We start from the raw sequence: 24577 nt of genomic DNA, 5'->3' as shown, positions 1-24577 counted from the left end.
TAATGCATGGGTATTTTCGGCCAAAACCGGACGATCAGGAAAGGATGGCTCAATTTCACTTTGAACTGAAATAAACACGCTGCCATTTTTTGAAAAAAATATGTCTTTGACCGGGAATGTTTTTTCAAGTAGAAAGTAATCCAACTGCTATTCTAAATCAGCATGGACTTTAAACATAGCAGGTTGATCTGCTTATCATTGCTAAGATATTATTTTGCTTAAAAATACCTAATAGTCAGTCATGTTGAAGCAAAGCGATAATTTATGGTATGACTATTAGCTTTAGCGTAGCGAGGTTGAGTCATGCCGGCCATTAAATATAAAGTCAATTTGACCGACGAAGAAACGCTTCAGTTGGAAGCCTTAATTCATAAAGGTAAAAGTGCCGCTCGCAGGCAAACGCGAGCTCGCATTCTATTAAAAGCCGCCGCCGGTGTTCAGGATAAAGACATTATCCAGGCGTTGGACGTCTCTCCGTCCAGGGTGGCAAAAACCCGGCAACGGTGTGTGGAAGAGGGGCCTGAAGCGGCCCTGAAAGACCGACCTCGTCCGGGTCAAGCGCCCAAATTAACGGATAAGCAAGCCGCCCATCTGATCGCCATCGCCTGCAGCGATGCGCCGGAAGGACACTCGCACTGGACCTTGAGACTGTTATCAGACAAAGTGGTGGAGCTGGGCTATGCCGCCTCGTGCAGCTATGAGCTGATCCGCCGGCTTTTAAAAAAACACTCTAAAACCCTGGCAGAAGCAGGAATGGTGCATTCCGGAAGTCAGTGCCGAGTTCGTGGCGGCCATGGAAGACGTCCTTGACCTTTATGAAGAGCCTTACGATCCGACGCGTCCGGTCGTGTGTTTCGATGAAAGTCCCAAGCAGCTCATCGCTGAAGTGCAAGAACCGATACCGGTCGAACCGGGTGCACCGGCCCGCTATGACACCGAATACGAACGCAAAGCGTATGCGAGTTAATGATGATTTGCGAGCCCAAACAGGGATTCCGCCACGTGGAGATTACCGATAGGCGCACTAAAGTCGAGTTTGCCCAAAGCATGAAACAGATTGCCGATCTGTATCCCGCTGCGTCAGTGATCCGTGTGGTGCTCGACAACCTCAATACGCATAAAGTGGCGTCCTTGTATCAGGCTTTCCCCGCCGAGCAAGCACGCAACTTGGCGCGGAGGCTGGAGTTCCACTATACCCCCAAGCATGGCAGGCAGCTGGCTGAATAGTGCGGAAATCGAGCTGGCGGTATTATCGAACAGCTGTTTGTCGCAACGCATTCCGGACAAAGAGACTCTGCGTTGTGAAGTTGAAGCCAATGTCCGTGAGCGTAATGTGAAGGCGACACCCATCAATTGGCGGTTTACTACTCAGAAAGCACGACGGAAGCTGGCTCGGCTTTATCCTTGCGCTTCATCATGACTGATTAATAGTCTATATAAAGAGTTAGATAATAACTTATTAGACAACTGGTACTTTGACGTGGAGCAACATGAAATTTTATGATAAAACCGACGCTCATTCTTTATCATTTACTGATCCAGTGCTCAACTTAGTGCACAATCCCGACGTCTTAGACGTATGCTCACTCAAACCCATTTTAGTCTTTAGAGGGTTTCTGACGATTCAATCAGAAGTGATATGAACAACTCGAACAAAAAGACAGCAGTACAAGCAGCACAGCTGCGACAGCTGTTTTCTGCGAGCAATCGGTCACTGGTTACCAGCACACTACTCGCAGTTATCCTTGCCTATCTGCAGCGCGAAGTGATAGCGTCTTCAGTGGTTCTTGCATGGCTTTCCCTCGTCGGGATGGTCGCGTTTTTACGGGCGATTCTTGTTAAAGCTTACCAAGGCTCCCCGCTGGATGGCGATACCGCTACTCATGTGTGGTTGGTACGGTTTCGTCTTGGCGTTCTAGCTGTCGGTGTGGTATGGGGGGCGGCCGGTTTTCTGATGTTCCCTCCCAATGATCCGCCTCATCAGATGTTCCTGATTTTTATGCTGGCCGGTCTGTCAGCTGGCGGCGTGGTTGCATTTTCGGCTGATCTGATCAGTGCAATTACATTTTCCATGACATCCCTCCTGCCAATCGTGACTCGTTTGTTTATCGCAGGTGATAGCTTGTCTTTGGCAATGAGCATGGCAGGTATGTTGTACCTAAGCTTTATGGTCATCAGCTTACTGCATATTAACAGGAGCATCACTGAGAACATTGTTTTACGCCTCGAAGCCGTTGCTCGCGAGGAAATACTGCGAACTAATGAGGAACGCTATCGTTTGCTGCTGAAGCATTCGCCAGTTGGCATTTTTCATTACGACACGAATCTCGTCATTACTTATTGCAACGAACGTTTCGCCGATATTCTGCACAATTCAGTTGACGGCATCGTCGGTTCGGATATGAAAAAATTCAAGGATCAGTCCATCCTTTCGGCCGCTAAAAATGCTCTGGAAGGCGAAACGGTCTTTTACGAAGGGCAATATTGCCCAACTTCCAGCGATGCAGGCATATGGATAGACATGATCTGCGCACCATCCCGTGATGGAATAGGAAAGATTGTGGGCGGTATTGTTATCGTTCGGGACATCAGTCAGCGCAAGCAGGTGGAAGATGAGCTAAAAGCCAGTGAGGCAAAATTCCGTTTGGTTATTGACATTTCCCCCATACCAATGGCCTTGACTGATGAGCAATTAAAGATCATCTTCCTGAATCCGGCATTCGTGCAGACTTTCGGTTACAGCATAGAGGATATTCCAACTCTGGCGGACTGGTATCTGAAAGCCTATCCTGATCCAGATTATCGGCACTGGGTTGAGGCTGCCTGTCCCCTGACACAGGAACAAGCCGAACAGGGACAGTCTGACTTGGCGCCTTTAGAAGCGGCTATTCGTTGCAAGGACAATAGCATTAAAACCGTGTTAGTTTCTGCCGCCACGATTTATCGCAATCTCACGGGTGTTTATTTGGTGATACTGTACGACATTACTGAGCGTAAACAAATCGAAGAAAAACTTAACTCTATTTTTAATGCGTCAGTGGAAGGCATTATTACTTTTGGCACGTCCGGCATCATCGTATCCGCGAATGCTGCAGTAGAAACTATTTTCGGCTATAAACCGGAAGAGCTTATTGGCGGCAATATTAATAAACTCATGCCATCATCGCCAAGTTCCAGCTCGCTTCATGCCGCAGAACGTGTTGGCCAAATTCAAGAGATTGAAGGTCTGCACAAAAACGGTTTTGTGGTGCCTCTGGAACTGTCCACAGCGGAGTTTGTAATCGGTACTGCGCACTATTTTACCTATATAGTCCGCGACGTGAGTTTACGCAAATACCAGGAACAACAAGACAAGGAACATCTCAATGAACTCGCCCATGTCACTCGCCTGGGGTTGATGGGTGAAATGGCGTCCGGCATTGCACATGAAGTCAACCAGCCTCTGTCAGCGATTGCCAGCTATACGCAAGCCAGTTTAAACCTGATCAAAACTGAAGATCCTGATCTGGTAAAGCTCACCGAGACCTTATACAAAACCCAGCAACAGGCGTTAAGGGCGGGTCGGATCATTCATCGCATGAGGGAATTTGTCAAATCTCATGCAAAACATCGTTCCACTGTTGATATTAATGCTTTGATTCGCAATGCTGTCGACCTGTGTATTGCTGAACTTAAACAAAACAATATAAGGCTAACACTTGATCTGGAAAACAACCTGCCGAAGATCTTTGTAGACCAAATACAGATTGAACAGATCATTATAAACCTGACCCGAAACAGCATTGATGTTTTAAAAGACTTACCCGCAACTCAGCAACGCCACATAATCATCCGTAGCCAATTGGCTCAAAATAATAACATACAGGTCAGCGTGAAAGACAATGGATTGGGACTTGATGAAGAACAACAAAAAAAAATATTGATGCCTTTTTACACCACCAAGGCAGAAGGTATGGGCATGGGACTGTCCATCAGCCGCTCTCTTATCGAAGCCCATGAAGGCACTTTGTATTTCAACAGTAAACCTAAAAAAGGTAGCACTTTTTATTTCACTCTACCCATACGGTAAAAACCTGATTAAGTGTTAGGAGAATTCTGTCGCAAATATACATAAGGGAGACCTGGTGACATCCGGATGATGAAAAGTCACCCTTGGCTTGTAAATAACGGTAATTTACGATGAAATACCTTAAACAACATGTACTTAAGTTATATAGTGAAAAATATAGATTAATTTTTTTAGACAAATTATCAACAAAACCTACTCATTACATCAAGGGGGAAGGGGGACGCATAAATAAGTATATTGGTTGCACCATCACAACTGCCTTGCTGATAGGAGCCCCCGCTAAAGCATCCGCCGGCGGGTTTGCGCTGTTTGAACATAGCGCCAGCGGAATGGGTAACGCCTTTGCAGGAGGTGGAGCCAGCGCGGAGGATGCCGGCAGCATCTTCTTTAATCCTGCAGGCATGACCTATCTACCTGACAACCAGTTGGTGATGGCGGGACATGCGATCCGTCCTTCAGCGAAGTTTAGCAATAGCGGCTCACACAGCTCCAGTGGCTTAGCCACTTCAGGAAGCAACGGTAGCGATGCAGGAGACTGGGAGTTCATACCGAATATTTATTTTGCCAAGGCGCTCAATAACAATGTGAAGTTCGGCGTTGGCATTAATGCTCCATTCGGCATCAAAACTAATTATGACAATGGATGGGTAGGACGATACCAAGCCTTGAACTCAGAACTCAAAACAATCAACATAAATCCCTCTATTGCCTTCAAGGCCAGCGATAAGATTTCCCTAGGCCTGGGATTCTCGGCTATGTACGCGGATGCAGAACAAACCAATGCGGTTGATTTCGGCACTATTTGTGCAAATGCACTGAGAGGTTGCGGTATAGGCGCGACCTCCCAAAATAATGACGGCTTGGCACGTGTGAAAGGCGATGACTGGGGCTATGGCTGGAACGCAGGGGCGATTTTTCAGATTACCCAGGCTACCCGACTGTCACTAGCTTATCGCTCGCAAGTAAATCTAGTACTGAAAGGCCATGCGGATTTCAACAACATACCTGCGGCTTTCACTCTATCGCCTGCTCTCACGGCCGGATTTGCTAACAGCTCCGTAGAGGCTAAGTTAACCATGCCTGATAGTGCCTCTGCCTCCGTCTTCCATCGAATCAACGACCAGTTTGATGTAATGGCTGATCTCACATGGATGCACTGGAGCAAATTTAAGGACCTGACGGTAATGCGCACCTCTGGAGCATTAGCAGGCCAAAGTTTGAGCAGCGTCCCTCAAAACTGGGATAACACCATCCGCGCCTCACTGGGTGCGAGTTATCACTATAATGATGCCCTTAAATTGCGCACTGGCTTGGCCTATGATAAGCATCCAGGTTCCTCGCAATTCCTAACACCGCGCAACCCTGACAATGACCGTATCTGGCTTTCGGTAGGCGCGAATTATAAGTTCACGCCGACCAGCAGTATGGATATAGGTTACACTCATATCTTCGTGGATGATGCCATCCTGAACAAAACTACCGATACTTCCATCGCTGCACTGAGGGACACTGTCAAAGGAAGTTACAGTAGTAACGTAAACATATTCAGCTTGCAATTATCGCTCACCTTCTGAGGCTGATGAAAACTGCAAAAATAGACAAATTAAATTTTGGAACCATTATTTTTTCCATTTGGTTAAATTTAGATGTGGTTTGCGCTTACCTTAAGCCTAACGTCGAAATCAGTCGTCGCCGTCAGGCGTCGGCTGGATTTTATTGTTATGTTTTTCTAGCTTGTTACTAATTTCATGGAATGTTACAGAAATAGCCGCGCCTACCATTATTGCGAGAAGCAAAATTCCAAGCAGGACTTCAATAATTACCAGTATCTTTGCAACACTGCCGACTGGATGAATATCACCATAGCCGACCGTAGCAAGTGTTACGACGCTGAAGTAAAAGGAATCCAGCGTGGTTTCAATGGGTCTATCAAAAGCACCGGGATTCCAAACAGACTGATATCTGAATAATGCAGCGAATAATATTGCCACACCAATATATACAAAAAAATCGATATGACACGTTCTATAAGTAATGGAATTTCTCTGATTTTAGAAAGGAACCTGGAAAATAAATTTAGAATGTAGTGGCTCAGAGGGGAAATGGTTAATGCAATTACAAAAAATGCTCCATAACCCAAAAGAAGAACTTTTCCGATATTTTTGTCTAGCTGTGTAGAAATATTAAACTTTAGGCTCAGATGTAAATAAAGTAAGGCTGTAACTACATACCAGAACGGCAACTCAATCAACTTGTGCACCAAAGACGGCTCTTTCTTATTTCGATTATGCAATGGATAAGGCACAAACGACTCCATTCGTTTATAGCACAAAAGCAGAATCGCACTAGATAAAACCAACGGAATTTCTGGGGCGATCGGCCAATACAGCCAAAGGCTGAATATAAAAAAGTGGAACATTCCAAATACTATTGGGAATGCTAAAGCTGTCTCTACCAAAGACTTCCTCAAGTCCACAGATTACTTCTCGGCTTTAAAGCATAACAAGTTATTATCTAGGTCGGTATATTTGCGTATAAACTAATTCAACGCAAACAAAAATAAATTCTCGAAGTCAACAATGATCTTTGCGTTGGTCGGTAATCCATGCATCCAAATGAGGTAGTTTGCGTTTTCGAAATGCATTGCTGATCCAGTTGAAAAAATGGTAAATCATAATCTTGCATAAATTTGATAGTCTGATTCAGCCGGAAGTTTACGTGATAATTTTAAGAGCGATCTAAAAAAAATATTTTTTAAATTCTAGACTAAAGCCGTCTATGAGTTATATTTGTGAATATACTAAAAATAGCAATTTTTAGATGTCCTTAATCATAGCGATCAGCTGTTCTAACCCATGATACAAATACCTGACTTTCGGATCCTGTTTGAATCAGTACCTGACTTTTATTTAGTATTGAGTCCGGCGTTTGAAATTGTTGCAGTAAACGATGCTTATGCCAAAGCAACCTTAACCTTGCGCGAGGACATACTAGGCAAAGTTATTTTCGATGTATTTCCAGACAATCCCGGCGATCCGAGTGCAGAAGGTGTACACAATTTACGTGCATCGCTGCAACGTGTACTACAGACGCTTAAACCTGACTCGATGCCTGTACAGAAATACGACATTCCCAGGCCGGAACAATTGGGTGGCGGTTTCGAAGAACGGTACTGGAGTCCTTTGAATTGTCCGATAGTGGGCGCAGACGGCAAACTTCTCTACATTATCCACCGTGTTGAAGATGTTACCGAGTTCGTTCGCATTAAGCAGCAAGGGGTCGAACAGGGCAAACTCAATGACAGCTTACGTGAACAAGCGGTCAAAATGGAAATGGAGCTGTTTAAGCGTGCCCAGGAAGTTGCGGCAACAAGCGCAGAGTTGAAAACGACCAATGAAGAATTGGCTAGGCTTTATGCTAAATCCTTAGAACTCGACACGCTAAAGACGAATTTTTTTGCCAATGTAAGTCATGAGTTGCGTACGCCATTGACATTGATTCTAAATCCCATCGCAAAGTATTTATCGGAAAGCGATCTTGATCCCGCTAAACGGCAAGAGCTGGAAATGATTGAGCGCAATGCCCGTTTGCTATATCGGCACGTATGTGATCTGTTAGATGTTGCCAAAGTAGAAGCTCAGCAAATGTCACTGTATTTGCAATCCGTTGATCTCGCATATTGGGTACGATTAATGGCTTCCAATTTCGAGTCTTCCGCGCATGATCGTGGCATCACGCTGACGGTTATAGCTCCCGATGCGCTTTATACGCAAGTCGATGTTGAAAAAATCCAACGGATATTGCTGAATCTCTTATCCAATGCCATTAAATTTACTCCAGACGGTGGAGCTATCCGTGTTGAGTTGCTTGTGGAGGACGAGCAAGCGGTCATTTTGGTTCAAGACAATGGCCCCGGCATACCTGAGTCGATGCGGACGGTCATTTTTGAACCTTTCCGGCAACTCGACGATAGTGCTACGCGACGACTCGGCGGCACAGGCTTGGGGTTAGCGATTGTTGCCGATTTTGTAAAATTACATCATGGGCAGGTCACGGCCACCGATGCATCGGCCGATGGCGGTGCATTATTTAAGATCTGTTTGCCGTTAATAACAGCGGATAAAACACCGGCAATAGTCGATGCCGGTTCGGCAAGTAAGCTTGATCCCTTGCTGCAACGCCAAACGTTGGATGAATTGCATGCCGCAACCGCCATACCGAATGAAGCCTTTGTCAGTCACGATACGCAATTGATCTTGATTGTCGAGGACAATGCGGATATGGCGGCTTATTTGGCAAATCTTCTTAATGCAAAATACCGGGTTGTAGTCGCCAACAACGGCCGGCAAGGCTTGGAAACCGCTTTAGCACTACGGCCCGATCTGATCATTACGGATGTCATGATGCCGGATATGAGCGGCGAACAAATGGTTGAGTCTTTGCGCGTTAAACCGGAGTTGATCGATTTGCCTATTATCATGCTGACTGCGAGAGATGATGACGAGCTGCGCCTGAAACTGCTCAAAGTCGGCGTACAAAACTATTTCGTCAAACCTTTCAACGCGAACGATTTAATGGCGAGAATCACCAGTCTATTGAAAGAGCGGCAACGTTTTGATCAGAAATACTGGGAGAGTGAAACCCGTTTTCAAGCGACCTTTGAGCAAGCCCCCGTCGGCATTGCGATGATTACGCCCGATGGACACTGGCTTAAGGTGAACCGTCAGCTATGTGCGATGCTGGGTTATACCTATGACGAACTGTTACAAAAAACCGTTCAAGATATTACTTATCCTGAAAACTTGGCAACCGACTCGGATTCTGTGCGGCAAATGCTGACGGGAACAACTCAAAATTGCGTTCTCGAGACACGTTATATTTGCAAGCAAGGGGCAATAATTTGGATTAATCTCTCGGTATCTTTGATCAAAAAGCCGAGCGGCACGCCCGATTATTTTATCTTAGTCATTGAAAACATTACCGACCGCAAGCGCATTGAACGTCAATTACAGCTTGCAGCGACAGTTTACCGGGCCAGCGCAGAATCGATTATGGTCTGCGATGCCAACAAAACGATTGTTGCCGCCAATCCAGCTTTCACACTATTAACGGGTTATAGCGAGCAGGAAGCTATTGGAAATAAACCCAGCCTACTCAAATCGGGTCGTCATGGTTTGAAATTTTATCAACATATGTGGCAAATACTGGATAAAACCGGACATTGGCAAGGCGAGATATGGAGCCGGCGCAAAAATGGCGAAGTTTATCCGGAGTGGTTAACAATTAGCACGGTTTATGATGATCAGGGGAAAATACAACAGTATGTTGGAATGTTCTCCGATATTACCGAGCAGAAACAAGCCGAACAAACGATTTGGCAACAGGCTAACTTTGATCCTTTGACGGGTTTGCCAAATCGCAATATGTTCCATGAGCAATTGCGCCAGGAAATCAAACATGCCGACCGGAACCGGACTCAACTCGCGTTATTGTTTCTTGATTTGGATTTTTTCAAAGAGGTCAACGATACCTTGGGCCATGATAACGGGGATTTGTTGCTGAAAGAAACCGCATCGAGATTAAAGGAATGTGTTCGAGAAGTGGATACTATTTCCCGGTTAGGCGGCGATGAATTTACAATTATTCTGAGCAATTTGGAAAATAACACTGCTGTCGTTGAGCAGATAGCGCAACGGATTTTGAAACGGTTGGCCGAGCCGTTTATTCTTGGAGCGGAAGTTGTCCATATATCGACCAGTGTCGGCATTTCAAACTATCCGAACGATACACGAAATGAAGTTGAACTGATTAAAAATGCCGATCAGGCCATGTATGTGGCCAAACGTGAAGGCCGTAACCGGCATCATTATTTCACGTTCGAGTTACAACAAGCAGCAACGACACGCTTGCATTTGATTAACGATTTGCATAAAGCTGTAGAGGAACAGCAATTCATTCTTTATTACCAGCCTATTGTCGATCTGAAAAATGGCCAGACATATAAGGCCGAGGCTCTTATTCGCTGGCAACATCCTGAACGCGGCTTGGTCAGCCCGGCGGAATTTATTCCTTTAACCGAAGAAACCGGCTTAATCAATCGAATTGGAGATTGGTCATTCCGAACGGTAATCCGGCAATTAAACGACTGGCGGCAGACATTACATCCGGATTTTCAAATCAGCATTAATAAATCCCCCGTCCAATTTCGTAATGAAAGCAATGACTGTACTTCATCGTGGATAGATGAATTACGGCGCGCCAATTTTCCCGGCCAAAGCATCGTTATCGAAATTACCGAAGGTTTATTGATGGATTCGACTCAGAGTATTACGAAAAAGTTGTTAGCTTTTCGCGATGCCGGCATTCAAGTCTCTATTGATGATTTTGGTACCGGCTATTCGTCACTGTCTTATCTTAAAAAATTCGATATTGATTATTTGAAGATCGATCAATCGTTTACCCGGGGTTTGACTGACAATTCGAACGACTTTGTGCTCTGTGAAGCCATTATTACGATGGCCCATAAACTCGGGTTAAAAGTAATTGCCGAAGGCGTTGAAACAAAAGAGCAATGTCAGCTTTTAATAAAAATGGGTTGCGACTATGGGCAAGGCTACTGGTTTTCAAAACCCTTGCCGGCCTTTGAGTTTCAAAGTTTATTAGAAAACAAAAAGATTGGTTTTTTATAGATAACTGATGTTACGCACTGTCCACGAAAACCAAAAGTAGGCGCCTCTAGGCGGCACGAAAGGCACGAAAAATACCCGCTGTAGGTTTTGTCGCGGACAGCGTCATACCCTATTCATTTGCATACTCCAAGATAAGCCCTCGCCTATGCTCAGGACAGGCTCCGTTCGAAACGTCCTGCCTGTTCGGAACGTTGCCGGTTAGACCTTCCAGGTTTTAAAAACCTGGAAGGTCTGCCTATCGGCACGTTTCCCGTCTAACGCCAGGTCAGGGACTTGTGTATAACGATGAGCGCCGGAGTATGGGAACGATGTATTTTAAATATCCGCTGGTTCCCAAGCTCCAGCTTGGGAACCCAGTCGTGGAAGCTCTCGGCAACTGCTCCTGCATCCATGGCAGTCGCAGCTTCTCGTCTACTCTCACCACAAAGGAGCACAACCATGCCCAGAAGCCGCTACCGCGTCCAATGCAACCCGTGCCCACACTTCCTGACTGCAACGATAAACCACTGGCTGCCGTTGTTTACCCACCCTGAAACCGTGAACATCATTCTGGATTCTTGGCGTTTTTTAAACGCGCCCATAAGCAGGAGACCACTTATCAGGTTTGGGAAGAAGGCAATCATCCGCAAATCATCGAATCTGAGGTGGTTATGCGTCAAAAGCTGGATTACATTCATCACAATCCCGTAAAGCGGGGCTACGTGGACCAGCCGGAACATTGGCGTTATTCCAGTGCGCGTAATTATGCCGGTCAAGACGGTTTGATTTGTTCGGGAAGCTGGAGCTTCCGAGACTGGGTTCCCAAGCTGGAGCTTGGGAACCAGCGCTTATCTATTAAGTAAGTGCCATTCTAACCTGGCCCTTTTTTTCCTCGCAGCTAACAATTACTGTTTCACGGTGTTGGGAAAATCTTTCACTATTTTTTCCACGGCTTCCCTGATCCGTTCGGCATTGGTTTGCGGATCACTGACCGTGCCGGTACCGGTGCCGCGAAACACCAGCTTCTGCGTTTTGGCGTCCACGAAATCAAGTATCAGGGTTCCCTCGGTATATTGCGATATATCAGTATAGGTCCGCGGCGCGCCTGCCCACATGCCATAACGTCCGTAGCCATATGCCATACCGTCATAATCCCAATCGCTAGACTGGTAAACAACTTGTTTTTCCTTGGTCGATACATGAGGCACGACATGCAGATCGGCATTTTCGCTTGTTTCTGAAACGCCATGACGAGCAAGATTAGTGCGCAGGGCTTCACGAAGAGCGGCTTCACTCGATGGCGACAATCCTAGCTTCGCGGTGTCAGGTGCCAGAGCATAGGTGTGGTATTGAGAAAACGAGGCTAAATGATCGAAGTCGGTCGTGACAGAAACGGTGGAACAGGCAGTCAGGAAAAGAACAGCAACAGCAAGTAAATATCCGCGTGGTGATGTGAACATGGTTTTATCTCCAATGTTGGCAAATTAAATTTTTATCTTCCCGGGTTTTTCGCTTCTTCGCCCAGATGTTCAGGAGCGGGCATAATTCTGTCGTGTTAGTTGCAATCTGTTTGCTAGTTATTGATAACATTTCGGCAACTAATCAAGCAATAGTTCCAAATACCTAGGGAAGCGCTGATTAAATCCTTCGACAGGCTCAGGACGAACGGCAAGTTGTTGATTCCGTTCGTGGTGAGCTTGTCGAACCGTGAGCGGAATCGATTTGTTTAGCGCTTCCCTAGAGAGGGGGTCTTACGTTCCGCTCAGTCTTTCCACATAACTTTATCCCAGGGGGGCATACCGGCAGGGACGGAACAGGGCGGCCTAAGGATATATCTTGTTCAATTCGATTCAGAAGCCTAGTATGACGGCTATCGAGCTGAACTGTTGAACCAGGAGGAATCGACCATGATCAAAACCATCGAGAAAGAAAAGGATCGCATTAAAAAAGTGGCCCATCTGCTTTATGATGGGGCTCGCCGCGTAAGGATACTTCGCTCCATCGACTGGCCTGCCACAGTCAAACAAGACTTTTTTGCCAAAGGCGCCAAAGAACTGCCGGAGATCAGTTACCCTGGCTTCGATGCGAAACCCACCATCGACATCGTTCGTGAAGCGCGCCGAATGATTATTCCGGTTTCTACTATCGACCTATGGCTGGAGCGGCAGGCGAATAGCATCGAAACCGGCGCGCGTATGCTGGCGGGCGTCGGCACACCGGTGTTTTTCGAGAACTCGCGGCAGGTCTACGGCGAACCGAGCGCGCCGTTGCGCTACATTCCCGCCACTCCGCTGGAGCTCGCGCAGAGCATTCAAGACGTCATCGATCAGCTCGCCCGTATTGATTTGGGTGTTGCCCCATCCGCGCATCTTTCCGCCGAGGACGTGGCGAAGGAAATCCGGGCGGCAGTGAGCCTGCATTTCGCCGAAGATGCGCCCGAAGTGACACTGGTAGATACCCTGTCCGCCAACGCCCTGGCTACCGCTGACAAGATCCGTATCCGTAGCGATGCCCGCTTCACCGATAGGGATGCGGCGCAGCTCCTTAATCACGAGGCTTATATTCACGTGGCCACATCGCTCAATGGCCGCATTCAGACCGACCTGCCGATACTCGGAGCCGGGCATCCAGTCACCACCCGCACGCAGGAGGGGCTTGCTGTGTTTGCGGAAATCATCAGCGGCACCATGGAACTGGATCGCTTGCGACGGCTTGCAGACCGCGTGTTTGCGATCCAGATGGCGATCGATGGCGCCGATTTCTTGCAGGTGTATGGCTACTTTCTCGGACGCATCGGCAATCCCGATCAATCCTTCGAAAATGCCCGGCGCGTGTTTCGGGGCGGGGTGATCACCGGCGGGGCGCCGTTCACGAAGGACGTCGTTTATCTTTTTGGCCTGTTGCAGGTGAGCGCTGTGATCCGTGCGATTTTCTCTGCCGGACGATCCGACTGCTTGCGCCTATTATTCTGCGGAAAATTGGAACTTCAGGACATTCCCGCGTTGTGCGAATTGGCCACCATGGGGCTTTGCCGTCCTGCCCGTTACCTGCCGCCATGGGCGAGTGATCTGCGCTCCTTACTGGCATTACTCACCTATTCCACGTTTATGAACACAATCGATCCTGCGCCGTTGATGGTTGTGGTTCAGAAACTGCTGGAAAACGCGCCCATCGTCCAGTTCCAGGAACAGAAATGAATAACCCAAGACGAAATATCCGCCCGGCCGTTTAGCTTGTTTTATCGAGAAGTGCGGGCTTTTGAAAAATATGCCATTGCGATTAAGAAAAGAATTCTTGGTTAATATCAAAGAGCCTCCCTCCAAACTTCACCTGCCGTTTAGTGAGAGGCCATGTATAGCTTATGGGTTCTTATTCAACCTGAAGCTTTTTGAAGGTCGCCCCTTCTATCGATAAATCCCCCATCAGGCCCTTGTCGCCAAAGGTGAATGCAACAATAGGACCTTTAAGGTTGGTGGTATCCAGTGAACCGCCAGCTCCTACTTTAGCCACCGCCACGGAAGCATCGACGCCGATCTCAAATTCACGTTTGCCGGTCCGGAAAAGGTCAAGAGACGCTTGGTCGTTGAAAACCAGAATCAGTGAATACTGCTGTATACCGGCTAGTAAACCGAACTTCCCGGCACGGTTGGTGTAATATTCAACGGGCTTTCCCCCGACCTGCATCACGCATTTTCCGCTCTCAACGCCTATAATGAAGCCGCCCTTGGTAATCTCTGGGCAGACGAGAACACCCTTAGCGTGATTAAGCAAATCTTCCGCCCCACTGGTCTGACTCTTGAATCGTGTTACAGCCGCTGACGCATCCGTTTCCAGTTTTGTTGCATCCGCGGCCGTAAAAGCTGCCAGCGCCTGTCCTGTAAACAGCATGGTCACTGCCAGTATTGTGCCTTTTATAGTACGTTTCATATCGTTTCTCCTTTGTGAAAAAAAATTTATAAATGAAATTCCCCTTTCGCCACTGCAAAGCTACAGGGTACCTCGAAAAAAACCTGATTTCATGAAAAAAACGTCATCGTAACCTATTGATTTATTGGATCACTGTTGTTCCAATGTACAGTATTTGGATTTATACACAATGCGTGAAAATACCTATGATTGCTAGGCAAAAAAGTCAGCTGCTCTGGCGTTTCAAGGCATAATCACGTTTTTAGACAGGCAATCACCGATCAAGATTACTGAGAGCTCAATGGCCGGTTTTGAGACGTGAGCGGTCTCCCAGAATTTGGTCTCAGTGTCTTTTTAGGGTCGAACTAAGATAATTAATGTCTGATGGAGTTGAGACTAATTTTGGCAATTGTCAGATCAAGTCCGGAGATTTACAAAGCAGTGTCAGGAAGTACTGTTATCTTTTACATTTCCGGCATGCAGACCGCATTCTTTTTGAGCTCCCGCTTCCCACCACCAGCGGCCGGCTCTTTCATGTTCATGAGGCAAAATAGCGCGGGTGCAGGGTTCGCAGCCTATGCTGGTAAAGCCTTTTTCATGTAATTCGTTATAAGGAACCTGATAGGCTTCAATATAATCCCAGACTTGCGTCAGGCTCCAATTGACTAGCGGATTGAATTTAATCAAGGGATGTCCGGCGGTGGAAAATTCGCTGTCTATTTGCACTTCAGGAATAGACTGCCGGGTATCGGGGCTTTGATCTTTGCGTTGACCGGTAATCCAGGCATCTAAATGAGGCAGTTTGCGTTTTAATGATTCAACTTTACGGATACCGCAACATTCATGATGGCCGTCTACATAAAAGCTAAACAGGCCTTTCTTTTTTACCAGGCTATCGAGCAAGTCTTTGTCCGGCGATAATATTTCAATGTCTATCCGGTAATGGTTTCTGACTTTTTCTATGAAACGGTAGGTTTCGGGATGTAAGCGGCCGGTATCTAAACAAAAAACCTGGATATCTTTCCTGATATTGACAGCCATATCGATCAGCGCCACGTCTTCTGAACCGCTGAAAGCAATGGCAATGTTGTCGAATAGCTCCAGCGCTTTTTTAAGTATGATGCGCGGATTTTTATCGGCCAAGTCAGTTTGTAATTGCCGGATATCGAAGGTTTCCATAATATTCCTGTCCAAATGAGGAGGGGGGCTTATGTAGAGCGCCGCTGCTATCATTTTTAAACCATGAAGAGCATGAAGGACATGAAGACTTAAATCCTTCATGTCCTTCATGCTCTTCATGGTAATTGCTTAAATTGATTTATGCATGTTCCTTAACCAGATTGATCAGGCTACCCGCCAGCACCGTTTCCACCTGGTATTGCGTCGTCGAGTGTTCGGTCCATAGGTCTCGTTCTTGGTCAGATTGATCACCTTGATTCTATTGCCTTGGCGAATGGCATTGCGCACATCGGGAATGGAAAGCGTGTCGCCTTGAGCGATTTTGTTCCAATCATCAGGATTTCCTGTAAGCGCAAACAACCCCAAACTCCTCTATTTCTCTGGGATTCAACTCGCAAAATTTGCGCTCAAAATTGGTTTGGGTAAAGTTGAATACAAAATTAAACGTGTAATCGCGTTTTTCCACCTCTTCGCAATCAGAAGATTCGTTCTGACAATTTTCTTGATCCGGCAGTTCGGGTTTTCGTAAGTCGCTATGCGCGCCCATTAGAGGAGTATGGGAGTCGTAAACGTATCCGGCATCGAAGGAGTAGAATTTTTCCCTTTGCCATAAGGCTTCGCCGGAACTGAAATCCGTCGGCATGTTCGCAACAAAAGGTTCGGCGCTAAATCGGCTGAAAGTGGAGGGACCTATATTGGGTGCAAAAGGCGGTTTTTTTAGGCTTTTTAAATCGATCAGCGCTTTCTGGCAAACGATTGGATTTTTGTTAGCGATACACTCAACCTCACCGAACGGTTCCCTTAAGGAATAATAATCCTCAAGTCCCCATAAATTCCCTCCTATCCATCGCCCTTCGGCCAAATGGTTCAGACCGGTTTTGCCCAAACCCGGCTTGTTCAGGCGGAACAAGCCTTGCTCGGATTCGTTCCGATATAACATGTTGGTCGGCAAGAAATAATCCACCGCATTGGCGGTTCCTTTGGCGACGCTTTGCCAGCCGAAGCTCGAACCGGATGGGGGCAGATAAAGACCGCCCAGCGTACCGGTCTGGACATGATGCCAGAAATCCCACGGTAGATTGGCCAGGCTATAAAATACAAGTCCGACATGGGTATAAATGAGACTATAGCCGAGATCCACAGGGGCGATCGCTAACTGCAACAGATTTACCGGCAGCTTCAACCACTGATTATTATTTTGATAACTTAACTGATCCAGTTTTTTGCTTGCCTGATTCCCGATTTGAGTAATTTGAGTATTCAGGATATTCTCGCGCAAGCTGAATAAAGCACCATTCGCATAGTCATAGGTCGAGTAAACGATGGCTTTACGGGAGATGAACCTGAGCGTCTGTGTCGGTGCGAAATTAACAACATCCACAGGATACGATAATTCGCCGGGATGGAAGGCCGGGTTAAACAACACCAGCGAATTAATCGGTGTTTCTGTGGTTTTATCGTACCATTCCTTTAATAAGAGCGGTTTATGCAGCCCGCTAAACGCAACCTCCAGTTCTCCGAATGGCTTGCGGTGCCCCGTAAGGTCGCACACTGCCAGATCTTTCAATAATTCGCTCGAACCTTTCTTGGTCTGGTTGCAACTGGCTAGGTGACTAAATTGTTTGGGATTTGCTGCAATGGATTCCAACATCCATCGTCTTACCGCTTCCATGCCGGCCATCGTCACCAGTTTAGCGCCATAGCTATGCCCAATAAGATGTAATTTAGTCTTTGCTAACGAAACGCAGACATCATCATCCGGATTCAGCGGATCGGGTTTCACGCAACGGGAGTCCGGCACCGATTTATTTGCTTCGTCGCCATCTGCCTGATCCGCCATTTTCCTCTTTTTCAACGTTGTTCCGGATGTTATGGGAGGGATTTGCTTTTGTTTAATTAAACGGTAAATCAGCGCCGACACCGGGACATCCTCGCCCATTATCGCGTCGGCGTCTTGAATCAAGTTGGTGTCATAATAACCATAAGGGCTGTCTTTCCAATCCTTATCCAGATAATCGTTCGGATACTGCGGCCCCAATGCAGTTTGCGCCGTATTCAAGCTTTGTTTCCAGGCAGAGAGCATGTGCAACGGGACCTTATCGATAAGGTTAGTGACCGGCTTTACGGCCGAATCCATCCCGAACGGCAGTATGGCCTCGGCCATACTGGTGATCGGACGAGTTGTCGATGTCCACGTTACAAAGATGAAATATGGCTGAAAGGTGGCGAGCGGTTTGCCGTCCTTCATGAACTTGTCGATCCGTTCTATGTAATTATGGTAATTGGCGATGGCCAGCGGCAAGGTGTAATTCCAGCCGTGAGAGATCAGATAAATGTCGCTGATGGGAGGCTGATCGAGCGTTTTCCGCCACTTCATCTCGACCAGCAAATCCTCGATCGGGTGGGTCAACAGGCGGTGGGAGCTGTTGTAAATGGCGAATGTGTAATTATGGCCGCGCACCGTGTAGGACTCCTTTTTATGAGGTGTATAGGGAGTCAGATGCTTCTCGGTGCAGCCATTGAGCAGAAATAGCGCTATGCAGCCGGATAGGGCGAATCGGAAAAGGGAAGCCATGTATTCTCCTTCTTTTTTAGCTTGGTTTATCTCGTTCCCACGCGCTACGTGGGAACGAGGGCGAAAGCAACGTCGTCTATTTAAAGTTGTGTAGATACCTATGCTCAATCAGGAGAGGGAGTAAGCTCTCCGCGATTTTCGATTTGCTAAGTAGTTACGACTCTTTTTGCTTAACCAAATTGATCAGGCTCCCCGCCAGCACCATTTCTACCTGGAAATGCGTCATCGAGTGTTCGGTCTCATAGGTCTCGTTCTTGGTCAGATTGATCACCTTGATTCTGTTTCCCTGGCGAATGGCATTGCGCACATCGGGAATGGAAAGCCGGTCGCCTTGAGCGATCTTGTTCCAATCATCAGGATTGGCAAATATCAACGGCAAAATGCCGAAGTTGCTTAGATTCTGCAAATGTATTCGGGCAAAGCTTTTTGCGATTACGGCTTTAACTCCCAAATAGCGCGGGGCCAGGGCAGCGTGCTCGCGGCTCGAACCCTGCCCGTAATTGCTGCCGCCAACAATGAACGAACCCTGTTTCTGATAGCCCATCGCTCTTTCGTAGTATGTCTCGTCGATCGGGCTGAAAACAAATCGGCTGATTGCCGGGATATTACTGCGAAAAGGCAGCACCTTGGCTCCGGCCGGCAAAATTTCATCCGTGGAAATATCATCGCCCACCTTCAATAGCGCCGGCCCTTCGAGCGTATCGGACAGCGGCTCTAACTGGGGCAGCGGTTTGATATTGGGGCCTTTCTCCAAATCATACGGTTCGTCTTCCTGTGCGGGCGCGACCAGCATCTCAGTATTAAGGAGCGCGGTCTCGGGTTCCGTGAAACGGGGGCACGCCATACTTAACGTACGCGGATCGGTGATCACGCCGGTCAGGGCCGAGGCGGCGGCGGTTTCAGGGCTGCACAAATACACCAAATCTTCACTCGTGCCCGAGCGGCCCGGAAAATTTCGGGGAACGGTGCGCAGGCTAATGCGCCCCGTAGCCGGAGCCTGTCCCATGCCGATACAGCCGCCGCACCCTGCTTGGTGGAGGCGCGCGCCCGCATGGATCAGCTTTCCCAATATGCCGGTTGCCGTCATGTTCTCCAATATCTGCCGAGACGTGGGGTTGACGTCGAATGAAACGCGGTCGTGCGTCTGTTTGCCGTCGACGATCATGGCCGTGATGGCAAAGTCCCGCAGCCCGGGATTGGCGGATGATCCGATATAGGATTGGTAGATTTCCCGGCCCGCCACCTCGCGTACCGGCACCACGTTACCCGGACTGCTGGGCAGTGCAATCAGAGGTTCCAGCTCCGACAGGTTGATTTCCTCGTATTCGTCGTATTCCGCATCCGGGTCCGCGAGAATTTCCCGAAAGTCTTGCTCGCGCCCCTGGCTTTTCAAAAACGCCATGACCGAATCGTCCGATGGAAAAACCGTCGTGGTGGCGCCCAGTTCGGCTCCCATATTAGCGATCACATGCCGGTCCATGGCGGTCAGGAATCTCAATCCGGGACCGTGATATTCGACGATCTTGCCAAGCCCGCCGTCCACATCGTGCCTGCGCAGCATTTCCAAAATCACATCTTTGGCGCTTACCCAATCTGGCATTTCCCCGACCAGTTTGACGCCCCACACTTTAGGCATTTTCAGGTAAAACGGTTCCCCCGCCATCGCCATCGCCACCTCCAGGCCGCCCGCACCGATTGCCAGCATTCCCAACGAACCGGCCGCACAGGTATGGCTGTCCGAGCCCAGCAAGGTTTTTCCCGGCACGCCGAAGCGCTCCATATGCACGGGATGGCTCACGCCGTTACCAGGACGGCTGTACCACAGGCCGAACTTTTTGCACGCGCTACGCAAAAACAGATGGTCATCAGGGTTTTTAAAGTCTTCCTGCAGGAGGTTGTGATCTACATACTGGACGGAAAGTTCGGTTTGTACGCGCGGAAGGCCAATCGCTTCAAATTCCAGCATGACCAGAGTGCCCGTTGCGTCCTGGGTGAGTGTTTGATCGATTTTTAAGCCAATCTCTTCACCAGGTGTCATGCGACCTTCGGCCAAGTGATTTTCGATCAGCTTCTGAGTTACGTTTTTACCCATGGCTTTGTACTCCCGTATAGCATCGTCTAAAGATGGCCCATGGCTATTGTCAGAATGGAGAGCGATAACGAGAATGCGATCGTCTCTAAATCAGCCGCCATCTTTCAGGAACAATAAAACAATGCCAGAACTTTACGACCAAGAAGCCGATGTTTATATAGGTAGTGACACGGATGCTATTGATTTTGTTTACATGCTTAGATTCAACTCGTATGTGCAATGCCACCGATCGGAAAGAAAAAGGTTAGCTGCTATAGTTTCCACGCTTATTTTCAATAAGACTCATCGATACGAATTCTAAGAACCTGATCGCCATCGCCGACCGGAGGACAATAAATATGAATCAAGATAAAGCCAAAATTAAAGTTTATTACGATGGAGCCTGCCCAAAATGCGTCAAAGACAGAGCGACCTACGAAAAACTCGCCGGGAAAGCGGGTGAAGACGTCTGCTGGATCGACATCACCGGCCGGGAAGATCAGCTGCGTAAAATCGGCATCGATCCGCACAAGGCGTTAACCGAACTGCATGTTCAGGATGAAAATCAGCGGATTCATTCCGAGATGGATGCTTATATCCTGCTGATGAGCAAAGTGCCTGTGTTGAAGCCTCTGGCTTGGCTAATCGGGTTGCCGCTGATTCGTCCGTTGTTAGCCAAGATATACCATTGGCAAGTTAACCGAAGGCTGAGTCGTAGCGGCCGGCTATGATTAACTTTGCATCATTCCATTTGGCGATGCATCCTTGCCATGTGTGAATTTTCATCGGCAGCTTTTTCGTAAACATCAACCAGCCTTTGAGCATGCGCTTTTAAATCTTCCGCTTGCCTACCGTAGAGATAGCTTTTTGACTCATATTGGTTAAGACATTTCGCATATTCCTGAGCTTTTTCTCGCATGTCCTGCGCCGCTTCATCATAGTGTTCTGCCAGCTTCTCATGATCCTCTTTGGTTTTCGCTTCTTGCAAGGCCAGGTCCATATTCGCCGGCGGCTGCTGCGGGTTCATTTCGGCGCAAGCGGTTAGCAAACCAAGAACCAAAAACAGGGTAATTAGTAACTTTGTTTTCATCAGCTTTCTCCGGAGAAATTCAAAATGACATCGCTTTTTGCAGTTTACAGGTAGGATAGAGAGTCCGTTTTCTTCAATCAATAAGCGCTGTTACCTATTGGCTGAACTCTGCTAAGCAAGGAGAATTCTCAACTATGAATCAAAAACGTCGAACGCCGGTCCGTGAACAAACCCGCCATAGAAATTATATTACCTGGAAGCAATGAGGGTGCGGGAGTTCGAAATCTTATACTCCTCAACCATAAAACTTGCTGTATTCTTTTAGTTTTGGAACGTTTGTAATGAAGCCTCTATGACTACAGAAACAGCAATATTGATTGAGCACTTAAGTAAAAGTTATCAAGAGTCGGGTCAGCAGCATGTAATTTTCAGCGAATTAACTATGCAGGTCAGCCGTGGCGAATTCATTGTTTTACTCGGTCGTAGCGGTTCGGGTAAGTCTACGTTTCTAAATCTTATCAGCGGTATTGATCCGCCCGACAGCGGCAAAATTATCGTTAACGGTACCGATATTACCGGTCTTTCCGAACATGACCGCACCTTGTTTCGCCGCCATCATATTGGTTTTATTTTTCAATCTTATAATTTGATCCCTACCTTGACGGTTGGAGAAAATCTTCTGTTGCCGTTGGAATTAATTAAGCGAGTGACTCGTAAGGATCGTGATGATGTCGCCGAATTACTGGAAAAGCTAAAGTTATCCGATCGATTTCATAGTTACCCCGACCGCTTATCCGGCGGTGAGCAACAAAGGGTTGCGATAGCCCGGGCTTTGATTCATGACCCGGATGTGATACTTGCCGATGAACCGACCGGTAATCTGGATTTGGATACCGCTGAACAGGTATTGGAATTATTGGATATTCTGGTCAGGAAAGCGGGCAAAACCATGATTATGGCGACTCATAGTCAAGAAGTCATCGGTAAGGCTGACCGGGTGTTTTCCATTCGTAACAAATCATTGTATGTGTCATGAGCACAATTCTTAACCGCGCCAGCCGTAATTTTTTATGGCGGCATCCGTGGCAACTGGTGTTAGCTACAATGGGAATTGCTCTGGGCGTGGCCGTAGTCATAGCTATTGATTTGGCGATGGAAAGCTCGCTTAAATCATTTAATCAAGCGGGTAAGGCCTTTTCCGGGGCTGCAACACATCGCATTATTGCCAGCGATGGAGGGCTTGATGAAAAGCTGTATACCCGATTAAGAGTAGAGCAGGGCATAGCTAATTTATCGCCGGTGGTAACCGGTTATGTAAAGCCGGTGAAGCAGGATCAAGAAAGTTTTAAGTTGATTGGTATCGATCCGTTCATTGAAAAATCGCTACGTTCGGGGTGGCAAAACGAGCAAAAAGAAAAATTTTCCCCGGATATTTTAATCCGGTTAATGACCGAATCGAATAGCGCGCTGCTGAGTGAGAAAACTGCACAGCGCCTGCATCTGCAAATCAATGATCAGTTATCTGTGGTTACCGACCAAGGCCCGCAACAATTAAAAATCGTCGGTTTGCTTCCCGGTAACGGCGCTGTTTCAGAACAGGTGTTGGCTAAGCTGATAATCACCGACATCGCCACAGCCCAGGAGGTATTGGGGTTATTCGGCAGGCTTAGCTCAATTGAAGTGTTAATAGAAAAAGATGCACCTGAAACTTTGGCGGCTATACAAAAGGCTTTGCCGGGCTACGCCTTGTTGGTGTCTATAGATAATCAGGCGGAATCGATCAGGGAAATGACTCGGGCATTTTCCATCGATTTAAAGGCATTAGGCCTACTTTCGCTGCTGGTGGGCATGTTTTTAATTTATAATACGATGACTTTTCTGGTCATGCAGCGGCGGCGTTTAATCGGTAGTTTGCGTTTATTGGGCGTAACCCGGCAGCAGATTTTTAAGTTAATTATCGGCGAAGCTTTTTTGTTGGCTATTGCCGGTACTTTATTGGGTATCGCGCTCGGCATAGCTCTGGGACAAGGCTTGTTATATTTGATCTCAGGAACTATTAATGCTATTTATTTTCGTATCGACACAGCCTCTTTATCGATTACGCCTTTACAAATAGGCAAAGGTGTAGTGTTGGGCATAAGCGCTACCTTGCTGGCGGTATTGCCTCCTGCTTTCGAAGCGACACGTTTGTCACCTGTTAAGGTATTGGCTAGGTCTCAACTGGAATCGGGCATACGCCGGTTAATCAAAACAGTGGGGTTAGTCAGTATTGTATTGATACTCGGAGGGTTCGCAATGGCATTCTTTTCCGGTAAAAGCATCATTTTGGGCTTGTGCAGCATTTTCCTGATACTGTTTGGATTTGGTTTGCTGACTCCGGTGGTTACCTTGTTGCTCATGAAACTGATAGAGCAATTATTCGGGCGTTTTTTAGGGGTTTTGGGGCGTTTACCCCCACGAATGGTCTCGGCCGAAATCAGTAGAACAGGGATCGCAATAGCTGCATTGATGATTGCGGTGTCTGCGACGATAGGGATGGACTTGATGATAGGCAGTTTTCGCCAAACGGTTGAGCAATGGCTGCAAGCCAGTTTGCGCGCCGATCTTTATGTTTCATTGCCGGGGGAGAAAATGGCAGCGGATAAAGCTTTGGCGGATCATCGCTTGAAGGAAAAACTGGCTGAACTCCCCAACGTGCAAATGCTAAGCACTGTGTTGCACACAAATACAATTGCTGCTGGTCAACTCACCAAAATATCGGTGTTTGAGTTAAATACAAAATCCAAACAAGGCTTTATCTTTAAACATAAAGTTGACGACGATCCTTGGCGCCGGTTCGAAAGCCAACCGACAGTCATCGTAACCGAGCCTTATGCTTATCATCATGCGGTGAAAATAGGCCAAAAAATTCCATTAAAAACCGATCAAGGCGAGGCGCTTTTTGAAGTCATCGCCATTTATGCCGACTACAGCGGCGATCAAGGCCATCTGGCCATGAGCCGGCAGAATTACCAACGCTATTGGCCCGATTTAGGTTACTCCGGTATTGGTGTTTATGCCAGTGAAGGCGCCGATTTGA

Annotated in this window: 15 protein-coding genes and 2 pseudogenes; 9 read left to right on the top strand and 8 right to left on the bottom strand. The window is 47.4% G+C overall.

Annotated elements, in window-relative coordinates:
• Window positions 1–303: 303 nt before the first annotated feature.
• The 3 genes and pseudogenes from EPO18_RS18645 to EPO18_RS18635 all read left to right on the top strand — a co-directional run bounded on the left by EPO18_RS18645 (window position 304) and on the right by EPO18_RS18635 (window position 5643).
• A pseudogene (locus EPO18_RS18645) lies at window positions 304–1420 on the top strand (IS630 family transposase).
• A 219-nt stretch (window positions 1421–1639) separates the two neighbouring features.
• Complete coding sequence (locus EPO18_RS18640; RefSeq protein ID WP_292436008.1) at window positions 1640–4069, top strand: PAS domain-containing sensor histidine kinase; 2430 nt, start codon at window positions 1640–1642, stop codon at window positions 4067–4069.
• 110 nt (window positions 4070–4179) lie between these two features.
• On the top strand, window positions 4180–5643 hold the full coding sequence (locus tag EPO18_RS18635) for an OmpP1/FadL family transporter (protein WP_292436006.1): 1464 nt from the start codon (window positions 4180–4182) through the stop codon (window positions 5641–5643).
• A 108-nt stretch (window positions 5644–5751) separates the two neighbouring features.
• Here EPO18_RS18635 and EPO18_RS18630 read toward each other — a convergent pair whose 3' ends face one another.
• Window positions 5752–6066 carry a potassium channel family protein gene (locus EPO18_RS18630; RefSeq protein ID WP_292436152.1) on the bottom strand — a complete coding sequence of 105 codons (315 nt, stop codon included), beginning with the start codon at window positions 6064–6066 and terminating at the stop codon, window positions 5752–5754.
• Between the two features lie 858 nt (window positions 6067–6924).
• Between EPO18_RS18630 and EPO18_RS18625 the strand changes: the two genes are divergently transcribed.
• Window positions 6925–10758 carry an EAL domain-containing protein gene (locus EPO18_RS18625; protein WP_292436003.1) on the top strand — a complete coding sequence of 1278 codons (3834 nt, stop codon included), beginning with the start codon at window positions 6925–6927 and terminating at the stop codon, window positions 10756–10758.
• A gap of 438 nt (window positions 10759–11196) precedes the next feature.
• Window positions 11197–11600, top strand: a pseudogene (locus tag EPO18_RS18620) (transposase).
• 42 nt (window positions 11601–11642) lie between these two features.
• Here the strand turns inward: EPO18_RS18620 and EPO18_RS18615 are convergent.
• Complete coding sequence (locus EPO18_RS18615) at window positions 11643–12197, bottom strand: DUF4136 domain-containing protein (protein WP_292436001.1); 555 nt, start codon at window positions 12195–12197, stop codon at window positions 11643–11645.
• A 447-nt stretch (window positions 12198–12644) separates the two neighbouring features.
• On the opposite strand from EPO18_RS18615, the gene EPO18_RS18610 reads away from it, so the two are divergent.
• Window positions 12645–13934, top strand: coding sequence for a flavohemoglobin expression-modulating QEGLA motif protein (locus EPO18_RS18610; RefSeq protein ID WP_292435999.1), 1290 nt, complete (start codon window positions 12645–12647; stop codon window positions 13932–13934).
• Between the two features lie 172 nt (window positions 13935–14106).
• On the opposite strand, the gene EPO18_RS18605 is transcribed toward EPO18_RS18610, so the two are convergent.
• From EPO18_RS18605 to EPO18_RS18585, 5 genes are all read right to left on the bottom strand, one after another.
• Window positions 14107–14664: a lipid-binding SYLF domain-containing protein gene (locus tag EPO18_RS18605; RefSeq protein ID WP_292435997.1), complete on the bottom strand. Its 558-nt coding sequence runs from the start codon at window positions 14662–14664 to the stop codon at window positions 14107–14109.
• 423 nt (window positions 14665–15087) lie between these two features.
• Entirely contained in the window at window positions 15088–15822 is a 735-nt protein-coding gene (locus EPO18_RS18600; protein WP_292436149.1) for a phosphoadenylyl-sulfate reductase, read from the bottom strand.
• 165 nt (window positions 15823–15987) lie between these two features.
• Window positions 15988–16182 (bottom strand): hypothetical protein, encoded by a 195-nt coding sequence (locus tag EPO18_RS18595; protein ID WP_292435996.1) that lies wholly within the window; start codon window positions 16180–16182, stop codon window positions 15988–15990.
• On the bottom strand, window positions 16157–18397 hold the full coding sequence (locus EPO18_RS18590) for a hypothetical protein (RefSeq protein WP_292435994.1): 2241 nt from the start codon (window positions 18395–18397) through the stop codon (window positions 16157–16159). Before EPO18_RS18590 ends, EPO18_RS18595 begins: the two co-directional genes overlap by 26 nt.
• 154 nt (window positions 18398–18551) lie before the next feature.
• Window positions 18552–20489 (bottom strand): aconitate hydratase, encoded by a 1938-nt coding sequence (locus tag EPO18_RS18585; RefSeq protein WP_292435992.1) that lies wholly within the window; start codon window positions 20487–20489, stop codon window positions 18552–18554.
• 338 nt (window positions 20490–20827) lie between these two features.
• Between EPO18_RS18585 and EPO18_RS18580 the strand changes: the two genes are divergently transcribed.
• Complete coding sequence (locus EPO18_RS18580; RefSeq protein ID WP_292435990.1) at window positions 20828–21199, top strand: thiol-disulfide oxidoreductase DCC family protein; 372 nt, start codon at window positions 20828–20830, stop codon at window positions 21197–21199.
• An 11-nt stretch (window positions 21200–21210) separates the two neighbouring features.
• Here the strand turns inward: EPO18_RS18580 and EPO18_RS18575 are convergent, their stop codons facing one another.
• On the bottom strand, window positions 21211–21639 hold the full coding sequence (locus EPO18_RS18575) for a hypothetical protein (protein WP_363331526.1): 429 nt from the start codon (window positions 21637–21639) through the stop codon (window positions 21211–21213).
• A gap of 211 nt (window positions 21640–21850) precedes the next feature.
• Here EPO18_RS18575 and EPO18_RS18570 point away from each other — a divergent pair, with 211 nt between their 5' ends.
• Both EPO18_RS18570 and EPO18_RS18565 read left to right on the top strand, forming a co-directional pair.
• Window positions 21851–22534 carry an ABC transporter ATP-binding protein gene (locus EPO18_RS18570; protein WP_292435988.1) on the top strand — a complete coding sequence of 228 codons (684 nt, stop codon included), beginning with the start codon at window positions 21851–21853 and terminating at the stop codon, window positions 22532–22534.
• The coding region (locus EPO18_RS18565; protein ID WP_292435986.1) for an ABC transporter permease at window positions 22531–24577 on the top strand (2047 nt) is incomplete at its 3' end. The genes EPO18_RS18570 and EPO18_RS18565, both read left to right, overlap by 4 nt.

Origin of the sequence: Methylobacter sp., assembly GCF_004322395.1 — a bacterium.
Classification (GTDB): domain Bacteria; phylum Pseudomonadota; class Gammaproteobacteria; order Methylococcales; family Methylomonadaceae; genus Methylobacter_A.
This window is presented reverse-complemented; position numbering and strand designations above follow the sequence as displayed.

What these genes read in the sequence shown, in the direction of transcription:
- EPO18_RS18640 (WP_292436008.1), top strand. Translation starts at nt 1,640, where the DNA reads ATGAACAACTCGAACAAAAAGACAGCAGTACAAGCAGCACAGCTGCGA.
- EPO18_RS18635 (WP_292436006.1), top strand. Translation starts at nt 4,180, where the DNA reads ATGAAATACCTTAAACAACATGTACTTAAGTTATATAGTGAAAAATAT.
- EPO18_RS18625 (WP_292436003.1), top strand. Translation starts at nt 6,925, where the DNA reads ATGATACAAATACCTGACTTTCGGATCCTGTTTGAATCAGTACCTGAC.
- EPO18_RS18615 (WP_292436001.1), bottom strand. Translation starts at nt 12,197, where the DNA reads ATGTTCACATCACCACGCGGATATTTACTTGCTGTTGCTGTTCTTTTC.
- EPO18_RS18610 (WP_292435999.1), top strand. Translation starts at nt 12,645, where the DNA reads ATGATCAAAACCATCGAGAAAGAAAAGGATCGCATTAAAAAAGTGGCC.
- EPO18_RS18605 (WP_292435997.1), bottom strand. Translation starts at nt 14,664, where the DNA reads ATGAAACGTACTATAAAAGGCACAATACTGGCAGTGACCATGCTGTTT.
- EPO18_RS18600 (WP_292436149.1), bottom strand. Translation starts at nt 15,822, where the DNA reads ATGGAAACCTTCGATATCCGGCAATTACAAACTGACTTGGCCGATAAA.
- EPO18_RS18590 (WP_292435994.1), bottom strand. Translation starts at nt 18,397, where the DNA reads ATGGCTTCCCTTTTCCGATTCGCCCTATCCGGCTGCATAGCGCTATTT.
- EPO18_RS18585 (WP_292435992.1), bottom strand. Translation starts at nt 20,489, where the DNA reads ATGGGTAAAAACGTAACTCAGAAGCTGATCGAAAATCACTTGGCCGAA.
- EPO18_RS18580 (WP_292435990.1), top strand. Translation starts at nt 20,828, where the DNA reads ATGAATCAAGATAAAGCCAAAATTAAAGTTTATTACGATGGAGCCTGC.
- EPO18_RS18570 (WP_292435988.1), top strand. Translation starts at nt 21,851, where the DNA reads ATGACTACAGAAACAGCAATATTGATTGAGCACTTAAGTAAAAGTTAT.